Origin of the sequence: Clostridium sp. 001, assembly GCF_019056555.1 — a bacterium.
Taxonomy (GTDB): domain Bacteria; phylum Bacillota; class Clostridia; order Clostridiales; family Clostridiaceae; genus Clostridium_B; species Clostridium_B ragsdalei.
The window spans coordinates 4428207-4448334 of sequence record NZ_CP020473.1; the positions used below are offsets into that span (position 1 = coordinate 4428207).

Sequence of the window (20128 nt, forward strand, 5' to 3'; positions counted from 1 at the left end):
ATCAAAAAATATATGCATTTTTTAGAAAAGCGTGGTATAATATGAAGAAAAAATTATTAATTTAGGAGGTAATTGATGGATAACAAGGAAACAAATGAAAAAGTACATAAGGAATATGCTGCCCTTGAAACTGTACCACAGAGTGAAAGAACAATAAGTTTTTTGGACATGCTCACAACCTGGATTGGTGCCAATGCAAACAACGGAACCTGGTATGTTGGAGGAGTTGTAGCAGGGGCTACTTTTGGTGGAGCTGTGCTGGTAACTTTAGTTTCAAATCCAATTGCCTATATAATAATGGCTTTAATAGGCTTTATAGGCTACAAAGTTGGAACATCTACTATGGCGCTCACAAGACCATCTTTTGGTGTTAGAGGAAGCTTTCTACCATCTGTTCTCAACATAACTCAATTTATAGGATGGACGGCTGTAAATACTTTTATAGCTGCAATTTCTATAAGCTTTATATTAAAAGATATATTTGGGCTTCCTGCTTATGGTTCAAACGGAAGTGAAAAGACGATGCTTATAGGAATTGCTGTAATGAGCATACTTCATCTTATATCCATTGCTACAGGACATAAGTCTGTAAAAATGGTAGAAAAAATAGGAGTTATATTTATATTAATTTTAGGAGTATGGGAAACAGCAGTTGTTTTAAAACAGGTTCCTTTAAGTAAAATTATAGCTTGGAGACCTCCTTCTGGAAAAGTTATGGACATTGGTTCTGCTTTTGATGCTATGGCTGCTTTTAGTTTAGGATGGGTTCCTGCTATTGCAGATTTTACAAGATATAGTAAGAGTAAAAAAGCATCTACAGTAGCTCCTATAATTGGGGCAAATGTTGGATTATTTTGGTTTGCCTTTGTGGGCATAATTGGAGCAATTGGTACAGCAGTTACAACAGGAGTATATGATCCTAACAATTCTGATCCAAGCACTATAGTAAGCAAGCTTGGCCTTGGAGTTATAGCACTTTTAGTTATTATATTGACGAGTACTACAGCAAATGCAATAAATCTTATGGGAGCAGGAATTTCTGTTACAAATTTAAATAAAAAAATAAAATCCCAAACAGCTCTTTTTGCAGTTACAATACTTGCAGCTCTGTTAACTATTGTTCCAATTTATGCTTCTAGTTTTTTGGACTCCTTTGAAATGTTCCTTGATTATATAGGCATGGTATTTGGACCTATTTTTGGAATTATGATAACAGATTACTATTTGGTTAGAAAAAAACAGTATGCTGCAGAACAATTTGATGATGAAAAAGGTAAGTATTGGTATAAATCTGGATTTAACCTTGTTACTATTAGTGTATGGATAATTTCTGTCATTATATTTTTATTTATGAAGAATTTACCTATGTTTACCAAAACCATAGGAGCCATTTATCCTATAATTATAATTTCGGCAATTTTGTATTTTATAAGTAGTAAAATATTTTTAAAGAACAAATAATATAGGAAGGAAGCGCAACATGTTAATAAAAAATGTAAGACTTAGAAATAAAGATGGAATATATGATATTTTAATTGAAGATGGAGTTATAAAGGAGATTTCTAAAAATATAGCAAAAGAAGATAAAAACATAATTGAGGGGAATGGAAATTTAGCACTTCCACCTTTTGTTGAACCCCATGTTCACCTTGATACGACTCTCACTGCAGGAGAGCCAAAATGGAATATAAGTGGAACTCTTTTTGAAGGTATAGAAACCTGGGCACTTAGAAAAAAAATGCTTACAGAAGAAGATGTTATAAAAAGGGCTATAACTGCACTTAAATGGCAGATAGCAAATGGAATACAATATGTAAGAACGCATGTAGATGTTACAGATCCAGATCTTACAGCATTAAAAGCTTTAATTAAAGTAAGAGAAGCAATGAAAGAATTTGTAGATATACAGATAGTTGCTTTCCCACAGGAGGGTATAAATTCTTTTCCCTGCGGATTAAAACTTTTGGAGGAAGCATTGAAGCTTGGTGCAGATGTAGTAGGGGCTATTCCACATTTTGAATTTACAAGGGAATATGGAGTTGATTCTGTAAAAAAGGCAATAGAACTTGCAGTAAAGTATGATAAACTGGTTGATGTCCATTGTGATGAAATTGATGATGAGCAGTCTAGATTTGTGGAAGTAGTTGCAGCAGAGGCATATAAGTACGGAATAGGAGAAAAGGTTACGGCAAGTCATACTACTGCTATGCATTCTTATAATAATGCATATGCCTATAAACTCTTTAGGCTTTTAAAGATGTCAAATATAAACTTCATATCTAATCCTATAGTAAACACCCATCTTCAGGGAAGGTTTGATACTTATCCTAAGAGAAGGGGCATTACAAGAGTTAAAGAGATGATAGATGCAGACATTAATGTATGTTTTGGACACGACGACATATGTGATCCATGGTATCCAATGGGAACAGGTAATATGCTTCAGGTACTTCAAATGGGTATACACGTATGTCAGCTCATGGGCTATGATCAGATTGTAAATTCTATTGATCTCATAACAAAAAATAGTGCAAAGACAATGCATATTGAAGATGATTATGGAATAAAGAAAGGAAATACTGCTAATCTCATTATATTAAATGGAAAAGATGAATATGATGTTATAAGAAAACAATCAGAGGTGCTGTATTCCATAAGAAAGGGAAAAATACTCTCAAAAACTGAACCTAAAAAGACAGATATTTATATGGATGGGGAAGAGAGAATTACCTTTGATATAAATAAATAGTATTAGTTTTTTATGAGAGATATAGTATTTCAGAAATAAAAATAAACTCATACTCCGGATATTTTTACAACTAAAAGCTCGTTAAATATTTTGATAAGTCTAAGCAGAAAATTTATAAAAACCTAAGGACTTTTGAAAACTCGTGCCTTAAACAATTAAAAAGTCCTAAGTTTTTTTATAAATTTTCCACTAACACTTATATTCAAAATATTTAAATGTGCTTGCTTATTGTAAAAATATTTCTGCGTATAAGTTTATTTTTAAGTTAGAAACTCTTATGGATTTATAAAGTTATTTTCCTTTATTCCTATGATAAAATAAAGGTATATTTAGAAATGTAAAGGAGAAGTCTTAATGGAGTATGAAGGAATAGTATCTATATGGATGGCAAAATGTGAAGATATTAAAGATTTACAGCATTATCTTCAAGTAAATTATTCTAATTTTGGTGACTATTTAAATTCTAAGTTTGAAAAAAATTTTAACGTTGAGTGTTTTGATGAGGAACTAAAGGAAATAAACTTTATTGAAAGAGATTCGGATTTGTTTTCTGATATAATGAAAGATCAATCTTTTTCACAAAATATTATTTCAGATTATAGCAAAAAGTTTTCAGATAAACTGGATAGGAAGTATAACTCAATTATATTATTATATAACTTTAATTATGATGGTTCTGTAATAGAAGATCATGACAACAGTGTATATGTAAAATTTATTGGAAGTTTTAAATATAGAACATAGAAATATAAAGATGTTATTCATAAGAAAAAATTTCCACAATTACTTGATTTATTTAATGGATTGCTTGGATAGTATTTATGTTTTAGGTCATACTACATATATAACTTAAATATATAATATATATATTGAAAGGGGGATTTAATTATGGATGCACCAAAAATGGAAGTTAAATGTGGCGTTGATTGTTGTCACTATTGGAAAAATGACTGCTGTAATGCTAAGTCTTTGGAAGTTAACCCAATGCAAGGTAAAGACCCCGACACTAGTGATGATACTTGCTGTACAACATTCAAACCGTCTAAGTGAGAATTTTAGAAATAACTCCGGTTTAGGTTTAAACCGGAGTTATTTTTTTAGAGTTTTATCTATTAATGTGAAGAGATAAAGAATGCTGTATAGTCAGTTATATCCGTTAAGTGATAATTAAAGAAAAGATTAAATATTAAATTATATATAGGCATTTAGCTATGATAAATATAATATTATACAATTATACTTATGGTAGGCTATGTGATATTATGGAAACATAGTAAATATTAATATTTTATGTCGCTTATGGCGGCAAGATGGGGGTAAAAAATGATTATTAGTGCAAGAAATCAAATAACAGGGAAAATTGAATCTGTTAAGGAAGGTGCAGTAAATGCAATTGTTACTTTAAAAACAGATGGAGGTGCTGCTATTACTTCTACTATTTCAATGTCAGCTGTAAAGGATCTTGGACTTGCTCCAGGAAAAGAAGCAACTGCTGTAATTAAGGCTACAGAAGTAATGATTGGCATAGGAGATATGAAACTCAGTGCAAGAAATCAAATAGCAGGGAAAATTGAATCTATTAAGGAAGGTGTAGTAAACGCATCTGTTACTTTAAAGACTGATGATGGAAACACAATTACTTCTACCATTTCAATGGCTGCAGTGAAAGATCTTGGACTTGCACCTGGAGTTAAAGCAAAAGCTGTTATTAAAGCTACGTCTGTTATGATGGCTGTATAAATTATATAAAATTTTTGCAAGCTACATAAGATTGTTCCAAAAGTAAGTAAAAGTCCTTAGGAATTTCAAAGATACAAATGTGTGTTAGAAATTCTTAAGGACATGATATTTTATGGTTCATGGCATATGTATATGTCAAGTGAAATTTAGGTCATCTGCTCATTGAATTTTAGGTCACTAATTATAAGATGTTACACCTATGAATTTTCATAGGTGCTAAATTTTAGCATTGGCTAAGAGACTCACGAAGTCTATAGGAGTCACCTGTCATGTCTATGATATGTGCTTTGTGTGTAAGCCTGTCTACCATAGCACTTGTTATAACTGGGTCACCAAATATTTCTTCCCACCGGTCAAAGGATAAATTGGTGGTTATTATTATTGACTCAACTTTCGCAGGACAAAAAGACTAATTTCTCCTTGATGTAACAAGGTAAAGCAGCAATAAAACTATCTATTATTGAGTCAATAACGTCCTTTGAAAGAAGAAGTTTTTCAGTTAATACATTTTTTAAAATATCTACAATAAGATTCATTACTTCACAAAATTGGATATCTTGAAGTTCATCACAGCACTGATAAAAAAATCCACCAATAGTTCTAACATCATTATTCTTACGGCTTTCTAAAGTAAGCATAATGTATCTGGTAAAAACTATAGAAGTATGTGAAACCATGGAATCATAAGAACGCCCCTGAAACTCTTTAGCAAGTTTTAGAAAAGACTTGTTCATTTTAAAGAAAACCTCTATATCCCAGCGTTTTCCGTAAATTCTTATTATCTCATTGTCATCTAAGGATATATTGGTAGAAATTAAAGCAAGCCATTTTCTACTTCTGTTTCTATCTCTTACAAATACAATTTTTGCTTTTACCTCATTACCATTTTTGTCAGAGCCAATACCTACAATAACAGAAGAAAGAATTTTTGCCTTACCACGCTTTTTTCTTAAATTAGCATAGAGATTTTTAAGGTTCAATAACTTACCGTTATAATTGTAGTAAACCCTTGGCATTGCTTTGACCATGGCAATAGTATTAAGTTTGAGTTCTAGAATCCGTATAAGAGTTTTTGGGTACGTAAACCAACTGTCAAAAAGAACGTACGATGCAGGAATAGCATATTTTGAAACTTGTTGAAGTAAACTAATCATAACCTCAGGTGACTTTAAAACAGCCTCCTTACGGAGCTTAGAACCATTGGTTCTTTTATCAATATTGTGGTTTTCAGGACAAAGTCTGTTTTTCTCCTTTTCGGAAGAAAGCAGAGTGAAAGCAAGAGGTAAAAAAGTATTGCCATCTGACCAACCAAGGGTGAGAAGGCGAAAGCCTTTAACATATTTATGTTCAACATGGTCATGAACTCTTGCAAGAAGTTCAACAGATTTGCTCCTGCACCTACTGTATAAAGAATCATCAATTACAAGTACATTAACTCTATCTTTTGAAGTAAGTGGTACGATAATATTTTTTATGATTAATGAAGAAAGTAAAAACAAAAACTTTCTCCAATTAAAGTTTGGTGAATTAAGAAATCTATATACAGTATCCTTTGAAAATTGATTATTTTTTCCAGACTCCAAGTTCCTAAATAAGTTTTTTCCAGTAAAAACAAGCATAAAAATATATTGAAATATTTTAATACATGGAAATCCTTTTTCTTTAGAAAAATTGCATTGCTTAAGTATATGTCCAATTTTGTTGTCTTTAAAAAATCTATTTATAGTAAAATTAAATTGTTTATCATTAGTATCATTTGATATAATAGTATTCATAAGAAACATTCCTTTCCTTGGTGTGGTGTTTTTTGCAATTCTATTATACCAAAAGGAATGTTTCTTTGCTTTATGTGTTTATTCTCAAGGCTTTCCCCTTAATTTTTATGTGCGAAAGTTGAGTTATTGATTTTCTTGATGCCCTTAAAGAAAGATTTGTAAAGAGCAGCTCAGCACCTTCTTTATCAAAAGAAATATACCCAAGTTCATCTGCTATCACTAAGTCATACTTTTCAAATCTACGTTCAAAATAAGTTAATGTTTTCTGGCTGTTACATTCCTTAAGTTTAGTTATTAGCAATGGAATAGTGGTAAACAACACTTTGTATCCTTCCATACAAGCTTTTATACCTAGTCCTATACTTACATGCGTTTTACCTGTACCTGGATTACCTACTAAAATTACATTCTGACCTTTTTCTATAAATGCCAGAGTACTGAGTTCAGGAAGCTTTTTCTGCATACCTTCAGGCAGATATCTTATGTCAATATCATCAAGATATTTTCTATATGGAAACTTTGCATTACGTATCCGGCACTCAACTCCGCGTTTATCTTTTTCATCAATCTCAAGCAGCAGTAGTTTGTGCAAAAATTCTTCATAATCTCTAGATTCCTCAATAACTTCCTCAAAGTGGTCATGTATTCCTCTGAGTTTGAGTATATTGCAGAATTCTTTAATCTCTTCATTGAATTTTATTTTCATACCTACACCGTCCTTTCAAATTGTAGATTAGCAAGTTTATTGTACAAAGAAAGGCTTGTCCTTGACTTTTCCGACAGGGTATCTGTATAGTTTTTCCTAGTACTGCATTTAGTTTGTGAAGCATAATCACAAATAGCAATCACTTTATCTCTACTCATATCCAGTGGCGATATTCTTTCTAATTTTATTAAGGCACCGGCAACATCATCAACACCTCTTTCATAGATAATCTCTAAAACTTCTAGAAATGTTTTTGCATCTTTGCTATAATATTTATTGAATATGTTTTGTATTTTGGTGTCCTCTTGAAGCAGTGCTGTGCTTTTATGTAGGGCACCTGGTTTTTTATATAGAGTTTTAAGATAATGTTTAAGCTGAATATTCCAGCTGTGATTAAGATAGTTTCTTTTATGAACTGCAACAATGTTATTTTCATGATAAATAACAATTTTATCTGTATATACTTTAACTAGCAGCATTTTCCCAACCAGGAAATCAGGTACTGAATAATGATTTTGACTTATTATAATAGTTGAATATTTGTCTACTCTATATTCCAGGGCAATACAACTTTCAAATATAGGCAAGTGTGGGTTTAAATGCACTTTTTCCTGATGAAATACTTCTAATGGAACTGTATCATTAGAAATAGGTTTACTATTTATCTGCATACAGCATTCTAATAGATGCTTGTTAGCATCTGAAATAGAGTCAAAACATTCCTTAATTTTAAATGCCTTTCTTCTTACAAATTCAACGCTTCTCTCTACGTGACCTTTTTCATTTCCAGCAGCAATGTTGCAAAATCGAAAATTGAATCCATAATATATAGAGAGTCCCATAAGAGCTTTTGTTGGTTCTTTTTCATAGGGCCCGACAAACTTTCTAACTGCAACTTTCATATTGTCATACACCATACTTCTAAACGAACCCTGACAGTGTTCAAAAAAATCAGCATGTGCCTGTTGAAATGCTGGAGTATCCTGTGATTTAAACAACATTGCAAAGCGATAGTTGCTTTTAGCAGCAGTAAATACTGCCATCTGATATTTTTTAAAGCCTTCTTCTCCTATATTAAGTTTAACTTCTCCCCAGTCAAATTCACACACATCACCATAATCATATTCCTGGCGAATAAAGGCTTCTTTGTGTCTTTCACATATCTCTTTTACAAGACGTTTTACAGTGGCATAACTTATATTAAAACCTTTTTTTAACAATTCTTCATGTATATCAAGTTTCTTGAGAGTTTGTTTTTGTCTTCCTTCTGCACGTTTTTTACGGTTGAGTTCTAAAAGAGCTTCAATTTCCTCCATCATTTCAGGTGTTACTTTAGTAGGCCTGCGTCCATCAGAATTATATTTAGGTTTCTCTACAATTGCTTGAATAAGCTCTGAAGGGTCCATTTCTGGATTAGTTTGTAGTAATTCTGACTTTTGATTCTGGTATTCTTTAATGTACTTATTGACGGTATCCTTGCTAATATGTAACTCCCTTGCAATGGCTCTATTGCTCATTCCCTCAATGTGTTTTAAAATAATTTTCTGTTTCTGTAACAATTCAATCACTTCCCACTATCCTCCTATTAGCATATTGCTAATAGGATATCATAATTTCTTTGTGAAGTGACCTAGTTTTCAATGAGCACTTGACCTAATATTAGATTAGCATAAACACACAATACGATCATTATAAAAAAAGTCTTCTACAAAATCAGATTTATTTTTAAATTCTTCAATAAGGGCAAGATCTAGTTCATTTTTTCTAAGCATTTCTGTGAGAATAGAGGACTTATTTACATTTACCATGATTTCTGAATTTGGATATAACTTATTAAACTTTTTTATATATTTATGTATTAAAACAACACCAACTGTATAGTTCGCTCCTATTATAAGTTTTTTTTGAAGAGAATTTTGCCTAAGGTCATTGCCTGCTTCATCAAAAAGCTTGATGATATGCTTAGCATATTGATATAATTTTTTTCCGGATGAAGTAATATATAATTTGCGAGATAAACGTTCAAAAAGGGTAACTTCATAATAATTTTCAAGTTCTTTAATGGCTTGGCTTATGGAAGGTTGTGTCATAAATAATTTATTTGCAGCAGAAGTCATATTTCCTTCCTCACATACAGTTATAAATATTTTTAAATGGCGTATCGTCATGCTAATTACTCCTATTTTTATATAGATATTTGTATAGTAGTATCCTTTTATATATTTATATTAACATAAAAATATATAAACAGCATTTCCGATACTAATGATGTATCAATAATAGGAAGAATATAAAAATATTGCGAAGCAATATTTTTAATTAATAGTTAATAATGAAGAATTAATAGTTAATGTGGATTTTTTTCGTTACACTACAAAAAATCTTTAATTAAATTTTTGAAGGCTTGCTTTGCTAAAGCAAAACATTATTAAGCACTGGCTTATATAAATTTAAAGATTTTTTGCGATAGCTAAAAATCATCCTTTACTATTAATTTTTCATTATTAATTCTTAACTTGCGAAGCTTTGCTTCGCAATATTTTTAAACTGCCAAAGTTGAGTTGTTAAGCTTATAAACTATAAACTGCCCATATAGTGCATTTGTTTTTCTATTGAAATTTTAGCTGGTTCTATTGGTACGCTATTTCTTATACTGTCTCCCATAGGGCATGTTTTTTCAACAAATTCAACAAGTTCTCTTACTTTATTTTCTGGGGAATCAGTTCTTATATTAACGTTAAATCTTATATCCTGATATCCAGATCTTGAGGTAGAAGGACCTGGAGAGGTATTTAAATCCATATCACCTTCAAGTTCTATTGATAAGTATTTTATATTTACTCCATATTTATCCGCGTAGGATGCTATAGACATTGCCTGACATCCTCCCAAAGTGCATAGTAAAAGTTGGGCAGGGTTCATACCTTTATTGGTGCCACCTGATTGTTTAGTCTTATCTAGCAATACTTTAAATCCACCAGAATGTGCTTCTACTGCTATTCCATCTTTTTTTTCAACTACAGCTTTTACAGTTGTAAGTGGCATTAAAATCACTCCCTTCAAATATAGTATTTCAATAGGCGTTTGCGAAACGCTACAACCCGTATAAATGCGGTGTATTTTTTGTTACAAAACAAAATAACTCCTCACTGATTTATGGTAAAATTGAATTGCAAAGAAACAAAATCACCATATACCTCAGAAAGGAGTTATATATTTATGATACCATATAAACAGCTTTCTTTGGCAGATATTTTTTCTGATTGCAAAGAAAAATTTGAAAATAACAAGCCTCAGTTTCTTTCTTTACTTGAAAATACTATTAACCTTGATGATTTAATCCCTGCTTCCTTCATAAATCATTTTTATGCTTCTACTGGAAGGCCCCGTAAATACAGTCTTTACGCCATGCTCCGTGCTTTGATTTTGCAGCACATTTTTTCTATTCCTACGGATTCCCTTTTGATTATTTTTCTTAAATATTCTCAAGAGTTAAGGGATTTCTGCGGTTTCCTTAAAGTCCCTGATGCTTCTAAATTCACACGTTTTAAACAGGATTTTATTCTGGACTTACAATTGATATTTGATAATCTCGTTGATATTACTGAACCAATATGCCAGCAAATTGACCCCAAACTTGCTTCTATGACTATTTTTGATACTTCTGGTATCGAAGCTTTTGTTACTGAAAACAACCCTAAGTATGCTAACCGCATCATAAAACAGCTTAAGACTTTTAAGAAAGTACATGCTTTAGATGATTCTTATGATCCTTATAAAGCTGCCTATGGTTCTATGCCTCCACACGCTTCAGCTAATCCGGCCATTCAACAAATGTACATTAACGGTCATTTTTGCTATGCTTTTAAATTTGGCATTGTAACCAACGGACTTGGTATTGTAAGAGATATTTCATTTTACAATCAGGATTTTCTAAAAGCACATCCTGATATTGTTATTGAGAAAAAATCTGATTCACCGGATGAAGATAAATCTCTTGCTGATTCTAAAGCTCTTATACCTGTTCTTATGGATTTCTTTGCAAAACATCCTTTGATAAATCCAAAAATCTTTTTAGGTGATGCTGCTTTTGACAGCATTCTGATTTATCGATACCTTTTGCATGATTTGAAATTTGAAAAGGCATTCATTCCATTAAAAACTAAACTTGCATCAAAAGAATTCGACTGCCCTTTAAATGAAAATGGTATTCCATGCTGTCCTTATGACCATTCGCTTCCAATGAAACGAGAAGGCAGTAAAACACACTTACGTTCTGGAATTCCATCAATGAAATTCGTATGTCCCAAAATGAAATGGGTATACAATAAAAAAACTAAAAAGAGCAAACGTGTAACTCTATGTGAAAATCCATGTACAAAATCTTCTTGCGGCAGAATGTTTTACATTTATCCTGAAAAGAATCTTCGTGCATATCCTGGAACTACTCGTGGAACTCTCCAATGGGAAAACACTTATAAAATCAGGACTGCTGTCGAGAAAAACATCAACCATTTCAAAGGCAGTTATTGCGTTGCGGATCGTAAGACACAAAATGAGCTAACGCTTCATTCTGACTTACTTCTAGCCGGTATAACTCAGCTAATAACAGTTATTGTAGCAAATAAAATACATAAAAATGAATATATTAGAAGCCTAAAACCATTAATTGCATAAATTTTATTTGTAAAAAATAGAAACCCAACTTTGCTTTATTTCGTGCGCCCTTTTTTATCAATATGGCTATTTCAAATCATAAAAATTTGTCTTTAAACTTCTAACAATACTTTTGCAACTTCTAAACATCTTTTATTCATTTTTATTAGCGAGTTTCGCAATTACCTAATAGTATTTCAAAATAAAATTAAATTATTATGGTGATTCTAATTTGAAGAAGTATTATACTAAAAAGTATAATTTACATAGAGGAAGTGGTATATTTGAAAATTGTAATATTAGATGGATATGTACTAAACCCAGGTGATTTAAGCTGGTCATCTTTAGAGGAGCTTGGAGATTTAACTGTCTATGACAAAACTGTATTTGATAATAGCAATGATGATCTTATAATTGAGAGGATTAAGGATGCAGAAATAGTATTTACAAATAAAACTCCAATATCTGAAAATGTATTTAAAAATTGTCCTAAATTAAAATATCTTGGAGTACTTGCAACAGGATATAACATTGTAGATATAAAGGCCTCAAAAAAATTTGGTGTTGTAGTGACAAATATTCCAAATTACAGCACAGATGCTGTAGCACAAATGGCAGTATCACTTTTGCTTGAACTCACAAATCATGTATCGATTCACAATAAGGCTGTAAAGGAGAGACAGTGGAATGAAATTGGAGAATGGTGTTTCTGGAAAAAGTCACTTATGGAATTAGGCAGTAAAACAGCAGGGATAATAGGATATGGAAAAATAGGGCAAGCAACTAGTAAGATAGTTCAGGCTATGGGAATGAAAGTGCTTGCATATAATAGACATAAAAATAAGGTACTTGAGAGTGAAAATGTAAAATATGCAGAGCTAAATGATGTATTTGAAAAATCAGATGTGATTTTCCTCCACTGTCCATTAACTGAAGAAACTAAGGGTATAATTAATAGTAAATCTATAGAACGTATGAAAGATGGAGTGATAATAGTAAATAATGCTAGAGGTTCTTTAATTGTAGAAGAAGATTTAGCTCATGCATTAAATAATGGAAAAGTATATGGTGCTGCACTGGATGTAACTTCTAGAGAGCCTATAGAAAAAGAAAGTCCTCTTTTAAAAGCAGAAAATTGCATAATTACTCCACATATTTCCTGGGCAGCAAAGGAAACAAGAGAGAGACTTCTAAATATTGCTGTGGAAAACTTAAAAAAGTTTTTAGAAGGAAATCCTATTAATGTAATCATACTTTAGGTGGATTGCATTTACAATAATATTATTTTAAGGAGGATGAACATGTCTAAGGTTGTAGAAAAATTTACTAAATATATAAAATTTGATACTAGATCAGACGAAGAAATGAATACGGTTCCTACTACTTCAGGACAGATGGTGCTAGCAAAAGAATTGGAAAAAGAGTTAAAAAAAATAGGAATGAGAGAGGTTTCAATAGATGAAAATGGATATGTAATGGCATCGTTACCGTCTAATCTTAATAAAGAAGTTCCTACTATAGGATTTATTGCACATATGGATACAAGCCCAGAAGTTTCAGGAATGAATGTAAATCCTAAATTTATCGAAAACTACGATGGTAAGGATATAGTTTTAAATGAGAAAAAAAATATTGTCCTTTCTCCAGAGGATTTTCCAGAATTAAAAGACTATGTTGGCAAAACACTTATTACTACAGATGGAACTACTCTTTTAGGTGCTGATGACAAAGCAGGAATTGCTGAGATTATTACTGCTTTAGAAACTTTAATAGAAAATCCAGAAATTAAGCATGGAAGCGTTAAAGTTGCATTTACACCAGATGAAGAAATTGGAAGAGGACCAGATCATTTTGATGTTGAAAAATTCAATGCAAATGCAGCTTATACTGTAGATGGAGGATCTCTTGGAGAATTGGAATACGAAAATTTTAATGCTGCAAGTGCAGAAGTAATTATTAATGGAAGAAATGTTCATCCGGGAAGTGCAAAAGGGATAATGATAAATTCAATGCTTATTGCTGGAGAATTTATGAGTATGCTTCCACAGAATGAAACTCCATCAACTACAGAAGGTTATGAAGGCTTTTATCATATAGTTGCACTTAACGGTGGAGTAGAGCAAACAAAGCTTGAATATATAATAAGAGACTTTGATGAGAAAAATTTTGAAAAAAGAAAAAAATTTATAACTGGTGCTGTAGAAAGCTTAAACAAGAAATATGGCAAAAGTATAGTTAAAATTGAAATAAAAGACCAATATAAAAATATGAAGGAAAAAATTGAGCCTGTAAAACATATAGTTGATATTGCTTTTGAAGCGATGAAATTGGTGGATGTGGTTCCAAAAGTTCAACCTATAAGAGGTGGTACAGATGGAGCTAGCTTATCTTTTAAGGGACTTCCTACGCCAAATATATTTACTGGAGGACATAATTTTCACGGTAAATTTGAGTACATACCCGTGTATTCTATGGAAAAAGCTGTAGAAGTAATACTTAAAATAGTTCAGTTATACGGGAAAATGTAATAAATAAATTAATAAAGATGAATGGATCATATGAAAAGAAAAGTAAAAAAGAATTACAATAATATCTTAATTTTCAAAATTTCATAGGGGTAAATAGTTAACCAGGGTGCATGGCCCTGGTTTTTTAAGGCATTTTCAAAGAAATAGCAAGTCAGTATGCTAGCCTATTTTTTATCATACTGCGTTGGCAGAACCCTTAGATAGGATTCACTATCTGCGGAACCTGCCTCCTTGTCTGATAAAAAATATCCGTCGCATCTTTGACTTGTTATTTTATTTCAAATGCCTAAGCATAGTTATTGGACTTGTTGGACTCAAAAGATTTTTTATTTTACTATAAGGCAATTCAATTTCAAAAATTCCATAGTAGTAAGGTGTGTATTCATAAACTTGATAATAAAGTACTAGTGAATTAGGAGTAAGGTAATACTTTTGATCTGGAGTTATACCTTTGTACTCATTTATCAGTGTAATGTTATTGTCCTTAATATATTGATTAGCAAGTTCATTTAAAAAACCTACGTAATAGATTTTAGGGTTAAATAAATCGCTGAAGTTGTAAATTTGTCCTGTATTAACATTTAGTGTTATGGAAGAATAAGCTGTAAATCCATGGGCAGCTTTGTTTACATAAGTATACATATTAAACAGTATACTTAAAAGACCGTTTTTATTTAACATTACGTCATAAGTACCTAAAATTTCATTAAAATCTATTTCTTCTGGAAATAGGACTTGAGATGTAAAAAGTTTACTTACTTCATTTATAATAGAAGTATTTATCTTATTCATTATTTGATCCTTATTTGGATTTGGTATAAATGGATAGCTTATACTAAATTTTTCAGGTGATATCTTTGCTGTATTTAAGATAACTCCACTACTTGACTCATTTCTAAAAAAGTATTTAGCAAATGGACAGATATTTTTTGAAATATTATGATTATGTGGCATTTGTACCCTCTCAATAATAGTTTTTATAGTATAATTTATTTATTAAGGGGTAAAAGTGTTCTTCTAGTTTTTTAATTAAAAAATAAAGAATAAAGAAGTACCCAAATTTGTACGATAAGTTTATAATAGGATAACTTCTAAAATAATTCCAATAAACGCTAATATATATATATTAAGTATGTTTTAAGGAAGTGATAATTTGGATGCATTTATAGCTAGGCAACCAATATTTAATAAAAAAGAAAGAGTTGTAGCTTATGAATTACTTTATAGGGATAGTTTTGAAAATTACTATAATGGTAATGATGAAGATAAAGCCACTTGTAATGTCATAGCAAACGTTTTTTCTCTCGTTGGAGTAGATAAAATTACATGGGGTAAAAAGGCGTTTATCAATTTCCCTAAAAATCTCATAACGGATGATATTATTCCAATGTTACCTAAGAATGTAGTAATTGAAATACTTGAAACTGTTGAGCCAACTCCAAGAGTAGTGCATGCATGCAGATATTTGAAAGAGTGTGGCTATACACTTGCACTTGATGATTTTATATTTGATAAAAAGTACATAGAATTATTGGATTTGACAGATATAGTTAAAGTGGATTTTAAGATGGCAAGATATGAAAAGAAGTTCATATTAAATAATACTAAAAACAATAATATTAAATTTTTAGCGGAAAAAGTTGAAACACAAGAAGACTATAATAAAGCAAAAAATTTAGGATATGACCTTTTTCAGGGATATTTTTTTAGTAAGCCAACTATAGTATCAGCTAAAGATATTCCAAAGGAAAAGTTAATATACGTAGAAATACTTTTTGAATTAAGCAAAAAAAATGTAGATATTATAAAATTGAAATCACTTATAATAAAAGATTTATCTATAATATATAAATTTTTAAAGCTCATAAATTCATCTATGTATGGGCTTAAAAGTAAAATTGTTTCACCACATCAAGCAATAACCTATCTTGGAGAAATAGAATCTCGCAAATGGCTTTATGTTATAGTTTTAGGAAGTATGGGATCTTATAAATCAAGTGAAATTGTAAGGGCATCTCTTGTAAGGGCTAAATTTTGTGAAAGAATTGGATCAAGGTTATACCCTGATAATTTGGAAAAGCAGTATAACTTTTTTATAGTAGGTATGCTTTCTATGCTTGATGTAATACTTGAAAGGAATATGGAAAGTCTGTTAGATGAACTATTTTTAGAGAAGGATGTAAGGGAAGCCCTAATTGGAAAAGGTAATAAACATAGGGAAGTTCTTGATTTAATAATTTCCTATGAAAGGGCTAGATGGGATAAATCTATAGAATTTTCAAAAAAGTTAAATATAGATATAAGCACAGTTGTAAAGGAATACATTTTTGCATTGAATTGGGCTAACATAATATGACATAATCGAGAGTTGAGAGTTGAGAACTAGACTTTCACTTTCCTAAAATTATGTTGACAATGTAAACTTAGTGATGTAATATATATTCATAAGTTAACACTGGTAACATATTAAGGAGGTAATTTGAACCCATGAAAATATTAGTTATAAATGACAGTCAAAATGAGGACAAGTTTGGAAAGAAAATAAGAGAGAAAACTGTGAAAATGCTTAAGAGTGAAAAATTTGAATTTAAAGATTACAATTTAAATTTAGACGATTTGCACTATTGTATTGGTTGCTTTAATTGTTGGATTAAAACGCCGGGCATTTGTGTATTTGATGACCTGGGAAGAAATATATGTGAGGATTTTATAAAAAGTGACATCGTATTATATGTAGGTCCAATAAAATATGGATGTTACAGTCCTGTTATAAAAAGAGCACTGGATAGGCAAATACCTAATATACTTCCGTTTTTTGAAGAAGTAAATGGAGAAATGCATCATTCACCACGTTATGACAAGTATCCAGAACTAGTTACTTTAGGATATGGTGAAGATGTTTCTAGTGAAGAAGAAGAAACTTTTAGTTCTCTTGTTACAGCTAATGGAATAAATCTTCAAAAAAGTGGAGCAAAAGCTTATGTGTGCAAAAACGATGTTGATATAGATGAATATATAAGTGATTTTGAAAGCTATTTAAAAGGAAGAGAGGTTAGGTAAAGTGAAAAAGGTATGTTTTGTAAATGGAAGTCCTAGAGAAAGTGGAAGCACTTCAGCTTATTTCATAGGAGAAATACAGAAATTAATTAAAGATAATGATATAGAAACTCAATGTGTTTATGCAATTAAAGATTTAAAATCAGGTAAGATAGCTCAAAGTTTTGAGAAAATTGTAAACTCAGATAGCGTAATATTTGTTTTCCCACTTTATGTTGATAGCATACCATCTAATTTTCTTGATTTTTTATGGAAACTTGAAAGTTATATAAAAGAAAATGAGATTGATAAAAATAAACTTCCAGATTTATACGGTATTATCAATTGTGGATTTGTAGAAGGTGTTCAAAACAGAAATGCTGTAAATATAATTTATAACTTTTCGAAAAAGACAGGATTTGAATTCAAATTTGTAATAGGCATAGGCGGAGGCGAATTCATTAAGGGTACAAAAGATATAATACCAATTGAGAGTGAAGTAAAAAGAGACACCTATCTAGCACTTTGCAAACTTAAAGATAGTATAGAAAGTGGCAGAGAGGATGATGAAAAAGGAGTATTCGTAAGCCCTAAGGTGCCTAGATCACAATTCATACTTAACGGAAATAACGGATGGGTAAAAATGGTGAAAGAAAATAATATGACAAAAGAGGATCTTTTAAAAAAGGTATATTAAAAATGAATGAGATATTTCACTTAGAAAGTATTTTCTATTTTGAGATATCTCATTTTTCGTAATAAAATTTGTATATTAGACAGGTTCTATTATAATGTAATATGTGTACTTAAATTTAGCTATATGCTTTAGAAAGGTGAAAATTACAAAATGGAGAGTTTAATATACAGTTTAAATGCGACAGTACCTGTGTTTTTAGTTATTGTAGTAGGATATGCGTTAAAACAAATAGGAATGTTAAATGATAATTTCATAGAGGTAGCTAATAAATTTAACTTTAAAGTTACTTTACCAATATTATTATTAACTGATATTGGATCAACTAATATAATTAAAAATTTTGATGGAAAGTACATATTGTTTTGTGCAGTAGTTACGTCCATTTGCTTCTGGTCAATTTGGTTTTTTACTAAAAAATTTATGAAGAATTCTTCTATGACAGGGGCTTTTGTACAAGCATCTTTCCGAGGAAGTGCAAGCTATACTAGGAATTGCTTTTGTTCAAAATATTTATGGAAATGCGGGGATGGCTCCTATGATGATTATAGGAGCTGTTCCACTTTATAATATATATTCTGTTATTGTACTTACTTTTGAAAGTGAAGATAGCAGAGGAGGAAATGATAGTATAAGAAAAGCATGTATCAATATTATAAAAAACCCCATTATCATAGGAATTTTGCTAGGAATGATAGTGTCACTATTAAATATTCATTTTCCTAAAATAATAGATAAAACACTTAAAAATTTTGCAGTTATGGCGTCTCCTTTGGCACTTGTAACTATTGGAGCTGGCTTTGAAGGAACAAAAGCCATTGCAAAAATAAAACCAACTTTAGCAGCTTCCTTTATAAAATTGGTAGCCCAAGCTGCTGTATTTTTGCCATTAGCAGCATATTTTGGATTTAGAGATCAAGAACTTGTTGCTCTAATTATCATGCTTGGTTCTCCAACTACAGTAAGCTGTTATATAATGGCAAAGAATATGAACAATGATGGTGTTTTGACTTCAAGCGTTGTTGTAGCCACTACTTTATTATCAGCTTTTACTCTAACGTTCTGGATTTTTGTATTAAAGAGCTTTAAATTTATCATATAATTTGTTTTTAAGTGGACTGGTGGAGGATATAACCTCCACCAAATTGATAACCTAATCTTCAAATTTAAATAATTCTTCCACAGAAGTATTGAATACTTTTGCGATGTCCATTGCCAATTTAAGTGATGGATTATATCTACCATTTTCAAGGTGAACAATGGTTTCTCTTCTTACCCCTATTAATTCTGCTAATTCACTTTGTTTCATATTCATTTTTTCTCTATATTCCTTTACTTTTGTTTTAAGAGTTGGCATATTATATACCCCGCATATCAATTACACAGAAAATAATTGCCCGCAGGATAGTTAATGCTACTATACCTATAGCAATCAAGTAGCCTGTCATTACGCCACTTGGGGTTATAAATGCTGATGGAAGTAAAATACCGGCCATAAATAGATAAGAAAGTTTTAGACAAATAGAATCTGTTTTATTAAGGGTTTCTTTTGCAAATTCATCAAAGATCTCTGAGTTTCCTTTGAGTAGTGCTAAAAATACAAGTGTGAGTCCTAGTAATAAATATTCTATTAGTGTATGAATGGGTTTGAAAGTGAGACTTACACTCATCCAATAATACATGAGAAATAATAAAGCCGGGATTATTTTAGCACTAATCCAAATTCTTAAACTAATCTTTTTATCTTTCATAATATAATCTCCTTCATGTGATATATTTGTAACTTATGTTATAAATATATCACATGAAATTTTTAAAATCAAGTAAAAAGTGAATTATTTATAAACAGAGTTCTACGCATCAGATGGAGTTTTGACTCCACCTGATGCGTAGAAATCGTTATCCAGGGACGTAGCTGCTCTTTACTCCCACTTGGATATTCCATAAGGCTTGAACCAGCTTACCAATTAGTTACCAAAGTTATGTGCAATGTATAGCTTGGAGAAGTGGGAGTATTAGAGCAGGTAGTCATCGGATAACTTTATTAAATATTAAAAAGCCAATGCTTAATTAAGCATTGGCTTTGAATTTTATATTTATATCCAAAATATCGGTGCTTTAATTTTGACACCTATCTCTCGATAGGTGGGTGTTCTCACAGATGTATCTATCGCTCTTAATGCCTTAAAAGGACTCATAAAAAAGTACATATTCTCATCTAAATTTGAACTCCCGATGTTTAAA

General features: G+C 30.9%; 18 protein-coding genes and 3 pseudogenes. 12 read left to right on the forward strand and 9 right to left on the reverse strand.

Annotated features, from left to right (window positions below; genetic code table 11):
- Nucleotides 1-75 precede the first annotated feature (75 nt).
- The 5 genes from B5S50_RS20550 to B5S50_RS20570 all read left to right on the forward strand — a co-directional run bounded on the left by B5S50_RS20550 (nt 76) and on the right by B5S50_RS20570 (nt 4489).
- Nucleotides 76-1461 (forward strand): cytosine permease, encoded by a 1386-nt coding sequence (locus B5S50_RS20550; RefSeq protein ID WP_065079995.1) that lies wholly within the window; start codon nt 76-78, stop codon nt 1459-1461.
- Between the two features lie 19 nt (nt 1462-1480).
- Nucleotides 1481-2749 carry a cytosine deaminase gene (codA, locus tag B5S50_RS20555; protein WP_065079994.1) on the forward strand — a complete coding sequence of 423 codons (1269 nt, stop codon included), beginning with the start codon at nt 1481-1483 and terminating at the stop codon, nt 2747-2749.
- 354 nt (nt 2750-3103) lie between these two features.
- Nucleotides 3104-3493 carry an immunity 22 family protein gene (locus B5S50_RS20560; RefSeq protein ID WP_065079993.1) on the forward strand — a complete coding sequence of 130 codons (390 nt, stop codon included), beginning with the start codon at nt 3104-3106 and terminating at the stop codon, nt 3491-3493.
- A 144-nt stretch (nt 3494-3637) separates the two neighbouring features.
- The gene (locus B5S50_RS20565) at nt 3638-3799 is read left to right on the forward strand and encodes a DUF1540 domain-containing protein (RefSeq protein WP_065079992.1); all 162 of its coding nucleotides are present in this window, start codon (nt 3638-3640) and stop codon (nt 3797-3799) included.
- Between the two features lie 273 nt (nt 3800-4072).
- On the forward strand, nt 4073-4489 hold the full coding sequence (locus tag B5S50_RS20570; protein ID WP_065079991.1) for a molybdopterin-binding protein: 417 nt from the start codon (nt 4073-4075) through the stop codon (nt 4487-4489).
- A 223-nt stretch (nt 4490-4712) separates the two neighbouring features.
- On the opposite strand, the pseudogene B5S50_RS20575 reads toward B5S50_RS20570, so the two are convergent.
- The 6 genes and pseudogenes from B5S50_RS20575 to B5S50_RS20600 all read right to left on the reverse strand — a co-directional run.
- Nucleotides 4713-4874 (reverse strand): annotated as a pseudogene (locus B5S50_RS20575) (ATP-binding protein); the annotation flags it as partial.
- A 1-nt stretch (nt 4875) separates the two neighbouring features.
- Entirely contained in the window at nt 4876-6264 is a 1389-nt protein-coding gene (locus tag B5S50_RS20580; RefSeq protein ID WP_217301860.1) for a transposase, read from the reverse strand.
- A gap of 70 nt (nt 6265-6334) precedes the next feature.
- Entirely contained in the window at nt 6335-6970 is a 636-nt protein-coding gene (locus B5S50_RS20585; protein ID WP_302180675.1) for an ATP-binding protein, read from the reverse strand.
- A 2-nt stretch (nt 6971-6972) separates the two neighbouring features.
- Entirely contained in the window at nt 6973-8538 is a 1566-nt protein-coding gene (gene istA, locus B5S50_RS20590; RefSeq protein WP_217302723.1) for an IS21 family transposase, read from the reverse strand.
- A 96-nt stretch (nt 8539-8634) separates the two neighbouring features.
- Entirely contained in the window at nt 8635-9138 is a 504-nt protein-coding gene (locus tag B5S50_RS20595) for a LysR family transcriptional regulator (RefSeq protein ID WP_217302724.1), read from the reverse strand.
- Between the two features lie 409 nt (nt 9139-9547).
- Nucleotides 9548-10015 carry an OsmC family protein gene (locus B5S50_RS20600; RefSeq protein ID WP_065079989.1) on the reverse strand — a complete coding sequence of 156 codons (468 nt, stop codon included), beginning with the start codon at nt 10013-10015 and terminating at the stop codon, nt 9548-9550.
- A 174-nt stretch (nt 10016-10189) separates the two neighbouring features.
- Here B5S50_RS20600 and B5S50_RS20605 point away from each other — a divergent pair.
- The 3 genes and pseudogenes from B5S50_RS20605 to pepT all read left to right on the forward strand — a co-directional run bounded on the left by B5S50_RS20605 (nt 10190) and on the right by pepT (nt 14154).
- A pseudogene (locus B5S50_RS20605) lies at nt 10190-11534 on the forward strand (transposase).
- Between the two features lie 376 nt (nt 11535-11910).
- Complete coding sequence (locus tag B5S50_RS20610; protein WP_065079988.1) at nt 11911-12885, forward strand: D-2-hydroxyacid dehydrogenase; 975 nt, start codon at nt 11911-11913, stop codon at nt 12883-12885.
- A 42-nt stretch (nt 12886-12927) separates the two neighbouring features.
- Nucleotides 12928-14154, forward strand: a complete 1227-nt coding sequence (gene pepT, locus B5S50_RS20615; protein WP_065079987.1) for a peptidase T — start codon at nt 12928-12930, stop codon at nt 14152-14154.
- A 273-nt stretch (nt 14155-14427) separates the two neighbouring features.
- On the opposite strand, the gene B5S50_RS20620 is transcribed toward pepT, so the two are convergent.
- On the reverse strand, nt 14428-15108 hold the full coding sequence (locus B5S50_RS20620; RefSeq protein ID WP_065079986.1) for a DUF3298 and DUF4163 domain-containing protein: 681 nt from the start codon (nt 15106-15108) through the stop codon (nt 14428-14430).
- Nucleotides 15109-15307: 199 nt separating this feature from the next.
- Between B5S50_RS20620 and B5S50_RS20625 the strand changes: the two genes are divergently transcribed.
- The 4 genes and pseudogenes from B5S50_RS20625 to B5S50_RS20640 all read left to right on the forward strand — a co-directional run bounded on the left by B5S50_RS20625 (nt 15308) and on the right by B5S50_RS20640 (nt 18986).
- The gene (locus B5S50_RS20625) at nt 15308-16510 is read left to right on the forward strand and encodes an EAL and HDOD domain-containing protein (RefSeq protein ID WP_217302725.1); all 1203 of its coding nucleotides are present in this window, start codon (nt 15308-15310) and stop codon (nt 16508-16510) included.
- A 131-nt stretch (nt 16511-16641) separates the two neighbouring features.
- Nucleotides 16642-17214 carry an NAD(P)H-dependent oxidoreductase gene (locus B5S50_RS20630; RefSeq protein WP_065079984.1) on the forward strand — a complete coding sequence of 191 codons (573 nt, stop codon included), beginning with the start codon at nt 16642-16644 and terminating at the stop codon, nt 17212-17214.
- A gap of 1 nt (nt 17215) precedes the next feature.
- Nucleotides 17216-17887: a hypothetical protein gene (locus tag B5S50_RS20635; protein ID WP_065079983.1), complete on the forward strand. Its 672-nt coding sequence runs from the start codon at nt 17216-17218 to the stop codon at nt 17885-17887.
- A 150-nt stretch (nt 17888-18037) separates the two neighbouring features.
- A pseudogene (locus tag B5S50_RS20640) lies at nt 18038-18986 on the forward strand (AEC family transporter).
- Nucleotides 18987-19037: 51 nt separating this feature from the next.
- Here B5S50_RS20640 and B5S50_RS20645 read toward each other — a convergent pair.
- Both B5S50_RS20645 and B5S50_RS20650 read right to left on the reverse strand, forming a co-directional pair.
- The gene (locus B5S50_RS20645; protein ID WP_013238592.1) at nt 19038-19241 is read right to left on the reverse strand and encodes a helix-turn-helix transcriptional regulator; all 204 of its coding nucleotides are present in this window, start codon (nt 19239-19241) and stop codon (nt 19038-19040) included.
- A 1-nt stretch (nt 19242) separates the two neighbouring features.
- The gene (locus B5S50_RS20650; protein WP_065079981.1) at nt 19243-19635 is read right to left on the reverse strand and encodes a hypothetical protein; all 393 of its coding nucleotides are present in this window, start codon (nt 19633-19635) and stop codon (nt 19243-19245) included.
- Nucleotides 19636-20128: the final 493 nt, after the last annotated feature.